General features: G+C 69.5%; 9 protein-coding genes. 8 read left to right on the plus strand and 1 reads right to left on the minus strand.

Annotated features, from left to right (window positions below; genetic code table 11):
• The first annotated feature begins 5 nt into the window (after positions 1-5).
• The 4 genes from QTI33_RS11880 (at position 6) to QTI33_RS11895 (ending at position 3,837) form a co-directional block, all read left to right on the plus strand.
• Entirely contained in the window at positions 6-761 is a 756-nt protein-coding gene (locus QTI33_RS11880) for an SDR family oxidoreductase (RefSeq protein ID WP_286506331.1), read from the plus strand.
• 36 nt (positions 762-797) lie between these two features.
• Complete coding sequence (locus QTI33_RS11885; protein WP_286506141.1) at positions 798-1,772, plus strand: Bug family tripartite tricarboxylate transporter substrate binding protein; 975 nt, start codon at positions 798-800, stop codon at positions 1,770-1,772.
• Positions 1,773-1,901: 129 nt separating this feature from the next.
• The gene (locus tag QTI33_RS11890) at positions 1,902-3,023 is read left to right on the plus strand and encodes a TIR domain-containing protein (protein WP_286506142.1); all 1,122 of its coding nucleotides are present in this window, start codon (positions 1,902-1,904) and stop codon (positions 3,021-3,023) included.
• 4 nt (positions 3,024-3,027) lie between these two features.
• Positions 3,028-3,837: an N-acetylmuramoyl-L-alanine amidase family protein gene (locus tag QTI33_RS11895; protein ID WP_286506143.1), complete on the plus strand. Its 810-nt coding sequence runs from the start codon at positions 3,028-3,030 to the stop codon at positions 3,835-3,837.
• Here the strand turns inward: QTI33_RS11895 and QTI33_RS11900 are convergent.
• Positions 3,788-9,280 (minus strand): DUF7379 domain-containing protein, encoded by a 5,493-nt coding sequence (locus QTI33_RS11900; protein ID WP_286506145.1) that lies wholly within the window; start codon positions 9,278-9,280, stop codon positions 3,788-3,790. The genes QTI33_RS11895 and QTI33_RS11900 overlap by 50 nt on opposite strands.
• Positions 9,281-9,516: 236 nt before the next feature.
• Between QTI33_RS11900 and QTI33_RS11905 the strand changes: the two genes are divergently transcribed.
• From QTI33_RS11905 to QTI33_RS11920, 4 genes are read left to right on the plus strand one after another with little or no spacing between them, the layout of a single operon-like run.
• Complete coding sequence (locus QTI33_RS11905; protein WP_286506146.1) at positions 9,517-10,317, plus strand: glycerophosphoryl diester phosphodiesterase membrane domain-containing protein; 801 nt, start codon at positions 9,517-9,519, stop codon at positions 10,315-10,317.
• Positions 10,314-10,994, plus strand: coding sequence for a toll/interleukin-1 receptor domain-containing protein (locus QTI33_RS11910; protein ID WP_286506147.1), 681 nt, complete (start codon positions 10,314-10,316; stop codon positions 10,992-10,994). Before QTI33_RS11905 ends, QTI33_RS11910 begins: the two co-directional genes overlap by 4 nt.
• Entirely contained in the window at positions 10,991-11,914 is a 924-nt protein-coding gene (locus QTI33_RS11915) for an AAA family ATPase (protein WP_286506149.1), read from the plus strand. The genes QTI33_RS11910 and QTI33_RS11915 overlap by 4 nt, the downstream gene beginning before the upstream one ends.
• Positions 11,911-13,437: a tetratricopeptide repeat protein gene (locus QTI33_RS11920; RefSeq protein ID WP_286506151.1), complete on the plus strand. Its 1,527-nt coding sequence runs from the start codon at positions 11,911-11,913 to the stop codon at positions 13,435-13,437. The genes QTI33_RS11915 and QTI33_RS11920 overlap by 4 nt, the downstream gene beginning before the upstream one ends.
• Positions 13,438-13,577 lie beyond the last annotated feature (140 nt).

Below are 13,577 nucleotides of genomic sequence, written 5' to 3' on the forward strand. Positions count from 1 at the left end.
ACGCAATGTCCCCTCCGAAGATCGCGCTGGTCACCGGCGCCGGCAGCGGCATCGGCCGCACCGTGGCGCTCGGACTGCTCGACGATGGCTGGGCCGTGGTGCTGGCCGGCCGCCGCAGCGAGCCCTTGGATGCGCTGGCGGCCGAGGCCGAGGCGCGAGGCCGGACCGCCCTGGCCGTGCCCACCGACGTGACCGAGCCCGCCAGCGTGCAGGCGCTGTTCGACGCCATCGAGCGCCGCTTCGGCCGGCTGGACCTGCTGTTCAACAACGCCGGCGTCAACGCTCCGGCGGTGCCGATGGACGAGCTGCCCCTGGACCAGTGGTTCACCGTGCTGAACACCAACGTGACCGGCGTGTTCCTTTGCGCGCGCGCGGCCTTCGGCCTGATGCGCCGCCAGCAGCCGCAGGGCGGGCGCATCATCAACAACGGCTCGGTGTCGGCGCACACGCCGCGCCCCTTCACCGCGCCCTACACCGCCAGCAAGCACGCGGTGTCGGGCCTGACCAAGGCGCTGGCGCTGGACGGCCGCGCATTCGGCATCGTCGCCAGCCAGATCGACATCGGCAATGCGCTGACCGAACTGTCGGAGCGCATGACGCGCGGCGTGCTGCAGGCCAACGGCACGGTGGCGCCCGAACCCATGATGGACGCGAAGCACGTGGCCGACGCTGTGCGCCACATCGCAGCGCTGCCGCTCGGCGCCAACGTGCTGAACATGACCGTCATGGCCAGCGCCATGCCCTACGTCGGGCGTGGCTGAAGACCGCTTTCGATCACCATCAAGAAGGAGACATCCATGCCACGCAGATCCCTGTTCAAGTTCCTCGCCGTCTCGGCGACCCTGGCCGCGGTGCCGATGCTCGCATCGGCCCAGGCCTACCCGACCCATGCCATCCGGGTCATCGTGCCGGCACCGCCGGGCGGCGCCATCGACACCATCGCCCGCGTCGTGGGCGACAAGCTGGCGGCGTCGATGGGCCAGCCGGTGGTCATCGACAACCGGCCCGGCGCCTCCAACAACCTCGGCACCGAGGTGCTCGCCAAGGCGGCGCCCGACGGCTACACGATCGGCATCGTGGGCGGCAGCCACAACATCAACAAGTTCCTGTTCAAGAACCTGGGCTGGGACCCGGAGAAGAGCTTCGAGCCCATCGTCTACACCCACGTGGTGCCGCTGGTGTTCGCCATCTACCCGAAGATCCCCGCCAGGACGCTGCCGGAGTTCGTGGCCTGGATGAAGGCCAACCCCGAGCAGGCCAAGGTCGCCACCTCCGGCCGCGGCAGTGCCCAGGAGATGGCGGCCGAGATGTTCCGAATGGCCACCGGCGTGGACATGCTGCTGGTGCCGTACAAGGGCTCTTCCGCCGCCCAGCCGGACCTGCTGGGCGGCCGCACCGCGCTCTACATCGACACCATCAGCGCCATCCAGACGCAGGTGAAGGCCGGCAACGCCCGGGCGGTGGCGGTGTCGACCCGCAAGCGCGCAGCGACGCTGCCGGACGTGCCGACCGCGGAGGAGCAGGGGCTCAAGGGCTATGACGCCAACACCAACGGCGGCTTCCTGGCGCCGGCCGGCACGCCCAAGGCGATCGTCGACAAGCTCAATGCCGAGATCAATGCCGCGCTCAAGCTGCCCGACGTGCGCGCCAAGCTGGAGGCCGCCGGCATCGAGATCCAGGGCGGAACGCCGCAGGAGTACGCCGCGCTGATCCAGTCCGACCTCGTCAAATGGAGCAAGGTCGTCAAGGCGGCGGGCATCCAGCCGGAGTGAGCCTGGGGGGGGCGCGGCGCCACGCTGCATACGCCGTCCGCCAGATTGTGCCGAGGGCCCGCCCTGCGCCAAGATGCGCGGGCGGGCCATGGTTCTCGTCCGGCGGCGGCGAAGCAACGTGAGGGGCACATGCCAGACGCAACAGAAGAGATCTTCTTCAGCTATTCGCGCAGCGATGAAGCGCTCGTGCTGAAGATCGCCTCTGCCTTGCGGCGCGACGGCCGCCGCGTCTGGGTCGACCAGCTCGACATCGCCAAGGGCGCGCGCTGGGACGACGAGGTCGAGAAGGCGCTGAAGTCCTCCTCCTGCCTGCTGGCCATCCTCTCGCCGGCCGCCGTCGCCTCGCAGAACGTGATGGACGAGGTCTCCTATGCCCTCGGCGAGAAGAAGAAGGTCATCCCCATCCTGGCGAAGCACTGCGACATTCCCTTCCGGCTCAAGCGCCTGCAGTTCGTCGACTTTGCCGATGACTACGACAAGGGCTACCGCGAGCTGTCGGCCGCGCTCGATGGCGGCGCGACCCCGCCGCGCAGGGACATGGACCGGCCGCCCGTGGCGACCGGCCGCCGGACGCAGCAGGCCGTGATCGGGGGCGCCGTCGTGGTGGTGGCGGCGGTCGCGGGCTATGTCGTGCTCGGCCGTCCGACCCCGGCTCCCGCGCCGGCACCGTCGCCGGTCGTCGTTGCCCCGCCACCGCCCGCGGTGCAGCCGGCACCTGTGGTGGTCCAGCGCGAGCCCGCGCCCGTCGCGCCGCCGGTGCAGCCCGCGCCGGCCGCGCCGCCACCCGTGGTTGCAGCGCCCGCGCCCGCCCCGGTGTTCGTGCCCGCACCGGCGCCCGCGCCCATGAAGCAGGCCGTGGCCTCCGACCGCCAGCTCACCGATTTCGTCCGCCAGTACATCAGCACCCAGAACCGTTCGAGCCCCAACGACCTGGTGGCTTTCTATGCCGACGAGGTCGAGTACTTCAACGAGAAACGCGCCACCAGGGCCTTCATCCTGAAGGACAGGCTGAACTTCCAGCGCCGCTGGCCGGAGGTCGACAACCGGCTCGCCGGTCCGATCGACATCGATCGGTCTGCAGGCGACGGGACGGCGGTGCTGTCGTACACCATCCGCTACGGGGTCCGAAGCCTGGAACGCGGCGACAGCAAGTCGGGGATGGCCCGCGACGAACTGCGGGTGCGCCCCATCGACGGCCGGCTGCTGATCGTGGGCCAGCACCAGCGGATCCTCAACGCGCAGGCCAACTGAGGCGATGCCCACCATGCGCCGGGCGTTGGCGTGGCTCTGGCCCCTGCTGCTGGCCGCGTCGCCCGTCGCGGCCTGCGACAGCGCCGGCTTCGCGATCGCCATCGATCCCGGGCATACCCGGGCCAATCCCGGGGCGACCAGCGCCCGCGGCGTGCCGGAGGTGCAGTTCAACGCGCAGCTGGCCGAGGTCGTGCTGCGCGAACTGCGGCGCGCCGGTTTCGAGCAGTCCTTCCTGACGGTCGAGGACCAGGCCCCGATCACGCTGCCCGAGCGCGCTGCGCGGGCCGAGCAGCGCCATGCGCGCCTGTTCCTCTCGCTGCACCACGACGCGGTGCAGCCCCAGTACATGTCGGACTGGGAATACCAAGGCCGTGCCCAGCGCTACAGCGACCGGTTCAGCGGCTACTCGCTGTTCGTGTCGGCCAAGAACGCCGACGAGGCCCGCAGCCTGCGCATGGCGCAGCTGCTCGGTGCCGAGTTCCGGCGCCGGGCGCTGGCGCCCACGCTGCATCACGCCGAACCCATCGCCGGAGAGAACCGGCCGCTGATCGATCCGGCGCTCGGCATCTACCGCTTCGACGACCTGGTGGTGCTGAAGCGGGCCTCGATGCCGGCGGTGCTGATCGAGGCCGGGCTGATCGTGAACCGGGCGGACGAACTGCAGCTCGACAGCGCTTCGTTCCGGCAGACGCTCGCCGAGGCGATCACCGCGGCGGCGCGGCAGTTCTGCGACCAGGCGGCCGCCTGGCCATCCGGCGCGGCCGTCAGGCCGAAGCTGTCCTCAGCCGCTCGAGCGTCGCCAGCAGCGCGTTGATCTGCTGGCGGACCGCCTCGGACTGGTCCTCGCGCGACAGGCAGGGTTCGAGGACGAAGCGAGCCTGGTTCCAGACCGAGTCCCACATGCGCGGCGACGGCACCCGCACCTTCAGCTCGCACAGCGTGGCGATCAGCCTGGGCGCGTCCTGGTCGAGGCGGCCGCGCACCAGCGACACCAGGATGTCGAGTTCGGTCTCGCCGACCACCGACCAGAAATCGGGATCCTTGGCGATCGCCAGCTGCAGCGCGTCGCGCACGTCCTGGATGCGCGCGTCCGGCACTTCGGGCGGTTTCTCGCCCAGCAACGCCGCGCGCACCTCGGCATCGAGGTAGTTCTTCGCGGCGTAGAAGCGCTTGACATCGCCGCTCTTGCGGGCCGTGTCGTCGGCCCCGCGGTAGTGCCGGCTGGCCTTCGCCAGCGCCGCCCTGGCATCGGCTTCCCGGCCCTGGAGCGTCGACAGCGTGAGCGTCATTCGTTTCCATCCCGAGCCCAGCAGGCTTTCGCGTTCGTAGGTCCGCCCCACCGCGAGCACCTTCTCGAGCAGCATGAGGCCTTCCTCGATGAGCGCGATGTCCCCGCCAGCCTCGCCGAGCCGTGTCAGCATGTTGCCGAGCTGCTCGGCGGCCTTCAACGAGGCCGTGCCGTCCTCGGCCTGGACCGCCTTGCGATACCAGTCGACCGCCTGCGCGCGGCGGCCGAGGTTGGCGTTGGCCCTGCCGAAAGCCTCCGCCACGATGCCCAGGCCGCCCCACATCGGGCCGAAGGCCTGCTCCAGGTAGAGCAGCTTGTCGCCGAGGCCGACCGTGTCCGGCGACCGGTACTCGCCGTCGACCGCGATCTTCTCGAGCGCGAGTTCGAGCGACACCCGCGACGCCACGCCCGCGTACTCGTCGGCAGGCGCGCGGCGGGGCGCCTGGGCCCCGGCGTTGTCGCCGCGCCAGGTCCAGTCGGGGTCGCCATAGCACTGGTAGGCGGCCCAGGTGTTGCCGTTGCGGTCGGTCTTCCAGGCCGCCTCGCGCGCGGCGCCGACCGCCTCGATGAAGCGGGCGTTGTCGAGCAGCCGGCCGTAGAAGGTGGTGGCGAAGACCTCGGCCGCGGCGTCGTCGACCGCCCAGCCGGCCGCGATCACGCAGCGCACGCCGACCTTGATCAGCGCCTCCGCGATGTTGGCGGCGAACTCGGTGCGGTCGTACGGTGGTGGGGGCGTGAGCACGCTCGACGCCTCGCGGCCCGCGAGATGGCAGCAGTTGAGGAACACCAGCTGCGGCACCACCCGCATCGCTTCGATCTCGTTCGCGCCCAGGTAGGTGTCGGTGCCCGACAGCACGACGCCGCCGTTCGGACCGAAGGCGCCGTGCCCGGCCACGTGCACGGCCCGGTAGGGGCGGTCGAAGAGGGCATTCACGACCGTCTGGGCGTTCGGCTGGTCGAGCGCCACCACGGCGCTGGTCGTTCCGGCGGCGGCTGCGGAACGCAACAGGTTGGCCACCGCGGTGGCCTCGCGGCGGGCGCCCTCGAGGCTGGGGTAGGTGTCGGGATCGCATTGCGGCTCGCCCACGACCAGGATGGCGGCCTCGGGCGTGGCGTCGCGCGGCTTGGCGCGGAAGTCGTCCAGCCGCAGCTTGCGCAGCAGCTTGGTGCGGATCGCCCAGGGCCGCTGGTCGTCCGAGCTCGGGTCGGGGTTGGTGTTGAGCAGCTCCCAGGGGATGGCGGCGGTCTTCGGTTCGAGCTCGATCACCATCTCGCTCTTGCCGCCGAGGAAGGGCTCCATCTCGACCGGCACCAGCAGGTTGAACAAGGTGCGGCCGATCGATGGATCCCGGTTGCCGTCGTTCGAGGCCTTGGCCACCATGTCGCGCAGCAGGTTGCCCTGGGCGCGCTGGGCCCGGACTTCGGTGCGCGCCCGCTGGGTGTCGAGGGTGTAGGCGATCACCGGGTTGGCGGCGTCGCCGGCCTGGGGCGCCTGCAGCGCGCTGATGAGGTCGTAGCTGGCGCCGCGATAGCCCGAGTCGACCATCCGCGTCATGGCGCCGGCGCCGGACTCGACGTGGCCGACGACCTTCAGCCGGTCGGGCGTCGCGGTCTGCTGCACGTGCAGGGCGCGCCACGCATCGCCGGCCCGATCGAGAAAGAGCTCGACCACGACCAGCCGGCTGAGCTGCGGCCAGCCGCTCTTCTCCAGCCGCTGCCGGGCCTCGACCGCGCCCAGCGCCACCGCGATCGCGGCCCCGCCGGTCGTGATGCCCGTGCCGCCGCTGCCGATCAAGGTCGCCGCCAGCTCGAAGTCGGCCGGCGCGCCACCCGGGTGCTCCGACAGGCGCTGGGCGTAGGCCAGCACCGCCTGGCGCACCGTGAACACCAGGTCCTTCGCCAGCAGCTTGCCCTCGGGCCCCAGCCCGCAGACGATCGCCGCCGCCGGGCTGGCCATGCGCTTCGGGTTCTCGGGGTCGCCGCGCCAGTTGCCGAAGATCTGGTGCGAGCCGACCGCGTCCGGATACAGGCCGGCATCGAGGCCCCGGCTCATGCCCTTGCCGACCAGCCGGTCGATCACGGCCTCGGCGCCGGTCAGCCGCATCGCGCTGTAGTGGCCGACCAGGATCGCGGGCTGGACGAAGCGGATGTCGGCATTGAGCACCTGCACTTCGAGCGCCGTGGTGGGCGGCGGCCGCTGGCCGGCGGCCGACAAGACGCCGAAGACATCGGCATCGGACGACGGCGGCTGCGAGCCGAACAGGCCGCGCGACGGCCGGCTGCGCACCACCGCGGCCAGCGGGGCCGCGACAGCGCCGCGGCTTGGCGCGGCGAAGGCCTCGAGCTGGGTGGTCTTGCCGGTGGTCAGCAGCTCGATGTAGGCGGCCCAGGCCTGCGGCACGGCGGGCAGCTTGCCGTGCTCGGCATCGAGCTTCCAGGTGGGCACGCCCAGCTGCATGGCGCTGTCGTAGGTCACGCGGCCGTCGCCGGCGTCGGCCGAGCCCGTGTAGTCGAGGCCGGCGCCGCCGTCCAGCGCGTAGCCCGTGGGCGTGAAGGGCGCCCGGCCCACTACCAGCACGATCTTCGACTTGGTGTCGCCGAGCAAGTCCACCTGGTCGTCGAGCTTGCGGCGCAGGCGGGTCGCGGCATCGAGCACCTGCTGCGGCGGCGCGCTCCAGTCGTACACGGCTTTCTGCGCATCGAGCTGGTGCCAGGTGCTGCGGGCCATGAGGGCGTCCTTGTCGGCCTTGACCAGCGCCGCCCATTTGTCGGCGGCGCCCAGGCCCCAGGCCGGGTCGAGCAGTCCGGCCTGCATCTCGAGCAGGCCCGGCATGCCGGCCATCATCTTGCGGGCTTCGCCGTTGTGCAGCAGCGAGCCGAAGGCGACCAGCGCATTGCCGAAGTTGTCGTCGCCCGAGAGGATCTGCATCGGCGCCCACGAACCCCCGTTGGGCACGCCCAGCATCAGCAGGCGGGCGTCGGCATGCGCCATCAGGCGGTTCCAGGTCTTGGGCGACACGATCTGCATCGTGCGCGCCACCAGGCCGCCCATCGAATGCGCGACGATGCGCACCGGCTGCCCGCTGGCCGCGCGGGCATCGAGCTGGGCGTCGACCGCGGCCGCCAGCCGCTTCGCCTCGTCCTCGATGGGGCGCCGCCAGTCGAAGGCGAAGGGGAACACGGCATGGGTCTCGGCGAGGCGATCGATCAGGCCTTCGTAGGTGCCCTTGATGGGGCCGTCGGGCTGGACGTTGTCGGCGGTCGCCGGGTCCCAGCGCAGCTTGAGCAAGCCGTTGAGGAACGCAAAACCCAGCCAGACCCGCCGGTCGCCGACCTTGAGGTTCGAGCCGAGGATGCCCGGCAGCACGAACACCGCCGGGCGCGTGGGGTCGTTGGCCGGCACGCCGCCCCGCAAGCCCTCGGCGCTCTCGCCGCGCCACGACAGCGGGCCGATGGCGGCGAAGGCTTGCGGCGCGTCCTCCAGCAGCGCGCCGACGATGCCCTCGACGGTGCTCGGGTTGGCGAAGTAGTTGAAGTGGTTGACCTTGGCGCCGCGGTCGAGCAGGAAGCTGGCGCTGCCTGCCGTCGCGGCCGAGCCGGCGGCCCGCGGCACGCCGCCGTACATCGAGCCGGTCTGCACCACCAGGTCGTTGTCGGCCCAGTAGAACGCGTCGGCCATCAGGGTCTTGACCCACGAGCCGATCGAGTCGCCCTGCATGTCGCCGGCCACCACGCGCAGGTCGCCGGGAATCTGGACCTTGCCCATGTCGAGCCACTTGACGAGTGCGCTCTCGGGCATCATGGCCTCGATGCCGGGCAGCTGCGCCGGATCGGCGCGCCGGCGCGCCACCTCGTGCAGGAAGTCGACCAGCTCCGGCGCGACCGGCACGCCCGCCAGTTTCAGCCCCCACTGCAGCACCGACAGATAGGCGTCGAGCCGGCCGGAGGCCAGCGTGGTGCCGCGGGCCGGGCAGGCCACGCGCACCATGCGCTCGACGCGCAGGCCCTTGACTTGCGCCTCGGTCACCAGCGCCTTCAGGTCCTGTCGCTGATCGCCGTAGGCGTCGGCGGCGAACAGCGCCAGTTCGTCGTCGTCCAGCACGGCGCCGCCGCAGGCGCGCGCGAGCACCTCGGCCACCAGCCCGCCGCGCGAATGCGTCAGCAGGTGCAGCCGCGCGCCCGCGGGCAGCGCGCGCACCAGCGCCAGCGCGTTGCCGATCGGGCTCTTGCCCACCGTGGGGTGGTCGAGCGCATAGACGCGCTGCTTGTAGCGCTCGAACAGCGCGCGCACCTTGTCCGGCTGCAGCCACAGCTTGCCGAAGGTGCTGACCGTGTCGACGAAGGTGCCGTGCACCAGCACCAGCAACGGGCCGCCGTCTTCGGCCGGCGCCACGGCGGCGGCGCGGATCGCGCCCTTCATGAAGGCTTCGGGCTGCCAGTCGGGTGGCAGCTTGTAGACGCCCTCGACCACCGCGCCATCGATCTTCTTCGTGACCAGCGAGGCCACCAGCGTCGCCGCCTCGGCCTGGAAGCCGGTGAGCACCTTGAAGGCCGAGAGCGCGACCTCGCCCATCCAGCCGCGTGTCGTGCCGCGGCTGGCGGCGGCTTCGAGGCCGGGCCAGCCCAGCTGCGCCTTGACGACCAGTGCGCCCGCATCGGTGGTCTCGACCGCGCCGCGGGTGCCGGCGGGCGCCTGCGCGCTCAGCAGGTCGGCCGCGCTCTGGGGGCTCAGCACCAGCGTCGGGCCGTTGATGACGGTGAGCTCGACCACGTCCTCGCCGTCGCGTGCGACCACGCTGGCCATGTCGTCCTCGCCGCGCGTGGCGCCGGTGCCGGGTGCGGGCGTGGGCGCCACCGGCACCGCACCGCGAGAGGTGGTCGACGCCGCCCGGTCGGTCGCCATGCCCGAGTCGGCCCTCAGCAAGCGATTGGGAACGACGAAGGTGATGTTCCTGACAGCATCGGCCAATGAAGACTCCTTGCGGACATCCAGCGCAATGATCGGCGGGTGGGCGAAGCAGTATGTCCACGAAGCGCGCCGGCCGCAATTATCTCGGGCGCTCTATGTCTTGCGTTGCGACTCGATGCCAGGCCATCCACAAGCCGGATGACGTCCGCAGAGGACGGGGTGATTGCGGGCTTGCTTTTTCGCACGTCGGGGAGTTTGATAAGCGCACCGTCCGCTTGACCTCTTGAAAGTCGATCATGACCAACGTCGAAGCAACCCTGGGCCCAGCGTTTCTAGGAGACAAGGCTACCGTGCTGCTCGGCGAGCAAACGGTGCGGTCGCTGTTCGTCAACATCTATCGTGTCTACCGCCATCACTTCGGCGTGATCTTCTGGTGTTGTGTGCTGCCCCTGATTCCGGCCGTGGCTCTCGTGCACGCCGCCCAAGGCGGATCGATCGGCTGGATGCTCGCGTCGAACGTGCCGTACTTCGTCGCACTGTTCATTGTCACGGCGGCGCTCACCATCGCGCTCTCCGACATATGCCTTGGCAATCGTGCCTCGGTGCGGTGCAGCTATGGGCGAATCTTCCAGAACTCGCGTTGGCTGCAGGTGATCGCGATGGCGCTGGTGGTGACTGTCGGCGTCTACCTGGGCTTCCTATTGCTCGTTGTCCCGGGCATGTGGTTTGCTGGACGTTCCCTCTTCACCTCCACGGTCATCGTGCTGGAAGGGCGTCGCGGTGGGGCGGCCGTTCGACGCAGCATGGAGCTCACCAAGGGGCAGTACTGGAGGATCTTCGGCCTGCTCTTTCTCCCGGTGTTGGCGGCGCAGGTGCTGACAGTGCTGTTGGTGGCCGTCGTGGCACTTGCCGCTCCCACGCTGCTCGAGACCTCCAGCCTGCTCGTGTTTCGCTTGTTCTCCTTTTTCGTTTCCGTCCTGTCGACGGGGGTTTTCCTGCCGATCATCAGCCTGACGACGGTGCTTCTCTACTACGACCAACGATTCCGGCGCGAGGCCTATGACGCGCAGGCGCTGTCCGAAGACCTCATGCGATGACCCACGCCATATTCCTCAGCTACCGGCGCGTCGAGTCCGGGGGCTGGGCAGGCCGTCTCGAATCGGACCTGGCGACGACCTTCGGCGACGCGGCGCGCTTCATCGATCTGCATTCGATCGCCCCGGGCGCCGATTTCCGGGACGCTATCGAGCAGGGGCTTGTTGGCGCAGCCGCGGTGCTGGTTCTGATCGGACCGCGCTGGCTCGATCTCCGGAATGACCGCGGGGAGCGGCGCATCGATGGCACGGAAGACGTGGTCGCCGACGAAGTCGAGAAGGCGCTCGGCCTGGACGTTGCGGTGATCCCGGTCTTGTTGGGGGGCGCGGTGATGCCCGCTTCCTCGGACCTTCCGCCTCGGCTGAAGCCGCTGGCGCGGCGAAACGCCATCGAACTCAGCGACGCGCGCTGGCCCTACGACCTGGAGCGGCTCCTGGCCGCGCTGGAGACCGCCACGTCGTTGCGACGCCTTCCAGGTGCGGTCGGGTCGGGCGCGGTCAGTGTCGGTTCCGGGCTGCGAATGAGCGACGCCGAGGCCGGGAACGTCATCGGCGTGCGCGGCGCACTTCCACCCGGCGGTGTGGATGTACTGTCGGGTGCGGGGCTGAGCCGGGTGAAGCTGGGAGACATCGTCGGCGTCGAGATCGCGCCCCTTCGCCCGAAGGAGCCTCGGGAATGATGCAGGCGGCCGTCGCGCCGATGGACCGCCTGCGCGCGCGACGCCTTGCAGAGTTCGTCGACCGCTCGGCCGAGATGTCCTCGTTCGTGGACGTGCTCGATACCGGCGAGCCTCCGATCATGGTGGTCTCGGCCGAGTCGGGCATGGGCAAGACTTCGCTGCTGATGCGCATGGTCCATGAAAGTTCGCTGCGCAGCCTGAGACGGGCCGAGATTGTATGGAGCGATACCAACGTCTATGACTACATGACCGTGATGCGCCGAATGCGGGACGACCTCGGCGCGGAGCATTTCGGCGCATTCACCGATCTGGTGAACTACTACACCGATGCCAACTATCAGCCGCGACTCGACATCAACGTCAACCTTCAGGGAGGAACTATCGATGTGGCCAAGGCCGCGCAGATCAGCGGCAGCAGTGTCGGCGACATGGCCGGCGTCATCCTGCGCGACAACATGATCGTCTACCATCGATCGGACATCGCGGTGCCGATCGAGGTCCGGCGCGAGCAGCTCACGGCGCGATTTCTCGAAGGCCTCGCCGGCTTGTCCAAGGATGAAACGATTGTCCTGTTTTTCGACGCCATCGAGAAGATGTCGGATCTCACCCATCAGTGGCTGTGGGACCAACTGCTGAAGCCGGTCGTTGCGGGCGCCTTGCCCGGTGTCAGGGCCGTGGTGCTGGGGCAGCGTCCTCTGCCCGCTGATCGCGATCTGGCCGCTTTCGTGAAGGGCGTGCGTCTGGAGCCACTGGGCCGCGATGACATCGACGCCTACATCGCCAAGCGGGCCGACGGCATGGGGCTGAGCGATTCCACCCGCATGGAATTGGCGACGCTGCTCGCTGCCATGACCCGCGGCCGACCGACTGACGTGGCCTCCGCCGTCGATCTCTACCTTGCGAGCCGCGCCAAGGCATGACCGACGACGCGATTTCCCTGGAGGCGTTTCGCAAGCTGCTCGAAACCTCCACTGCGTCGAACAGTGCTGACAGTCCGGTCATCCTGACCGACAGTCTCGTCGGGTCGAGAGCAGGTGCCGTCCTCAGGCGGTGCGCGGTGCCTCATGAATTCGATCGCGCGCTGCTGCAACAGCTCGGCGAGTGCGATCAGGTCGAAGCGGAGGCACTCTATGCCCAGTTCGCCGAACTCTCCATCATCCAGATCAACGAAGGGGCTCTTTGCTTGCACGAGCGGTGGCGCCGGTTGCTGTGGAACTGGTGGCTCGACGCCGCGCAGCGCCATGAGTTCGCCGCCCTGAGCGAGAAGCTGGTTGGATGGTTCGCGGCGGCGGCCGAGCAAGGCGATCCGGCTGCGATCCGGCGCCGTGCCTTCCATCTCGTTGGATGTCGGCGGGAAGAAGGGCTGCGCGCTTTCGATACGCTGTTTCGCCAAGCGCGTCACGGCCGGCAGGTTTCGGAATGCAGTCTCCTCATCCGCATGGTCCACGAGTACGACCCGCTGCTGCAGCCGCGCGAACGCGCGAAGCTGCTGTATGACGAGGGAAAGCTCGCATCGGACATGCTGGACTGGGAGCGGTCGATCGCATTGCTGCATGCGGTGGCCGACGATGCAAGCGCCGACCCCGTGCTGCGGCTGGCAGCCGAGGTCCGCGTCGGCCACGCGTTGCACAAGGCAGGCCGGGTGAGCGAAGGCCTTACCGTCCTCGAGCGGGCCCGGGCAATGATCGCGGATCGGGTCGACGCCTCGCGCCTCATGTGGCGAGTGCTCTACGAGCTGGGCGAGACCTATCGCGACCAGGGGCGGAACGACGCCGCGGCCGCGACGCTGCTCGGTGCCCTCGAACGCGCCAGGAAGGAACCTGGCGAGGCCGATGTCGCTGGCATCCTGAACAGCCTGGGCACGGTGCAGCTCAAGATGCGCGATGTCGACATGGCCATCCACTCGTTTCAAACAAGCCTGAACCTGCTGGCACAGCACGGAGACGCCGTCCGCAGTGGCGCGGCGCTCAACAATCTGGCGCTGGCGCAACTGGAGCGTTGCGACTGGTTCGCTGCCGAAGCCAGCTTGTCTGAAAGCCTGAAGTCCAAGCGAGCTGCGGGCGACGTACTGGGGCAGGCCACGGCGTTGCTGAACCTGAGCCGCGCCCAGGCCGCGCAGGATCGCGTCGACGACGCCATCAAGTCCGCCGAACGCGCCATCGACCTTTTCCAGTCCCTCAGCGATTTTCGTGGCCAGGCCAGGGCGCATCTGGCGGTGGCCCGGCTGTTCAGGCGCAGTGGGCGGTGGCCGGAATCGATGTCGCTGCTGCAGATGTCGGTGGCCGAAGCGAGCGTGGCCAACGACGAGGCCACGGCCGCCGCCGCGCATGCCGAAATCGCCCGCAAGGAGTCGCCTCGCGGCATGCGGTGGTGGGTGTGGCTCCTGATCGCCTTGCTGCTGGCCTATTTCGTGGGGGTGATCATGTTCGTGGCCCTTGACTGAATTCCGGCGCCGGGGTGCCAGAACCTCGGCCACTAACTCGGCGATCGAGCCTGCCCGGCACGAACAACTCGAAAACTGGACGCGTGACAGGCACACGCACCCGCATGCATACTGCGATCCCTTCGTCGTGGACGGGCTCG

The organism is Variovorax davisae, assembly GCF_030316845.1.
Lineage (GTDB): Bacteria > Pseudomonadota > Gammaproteobacteria > Burkholderiales > Burkholderiaceae_C > Variovorax > Variovorax davisae.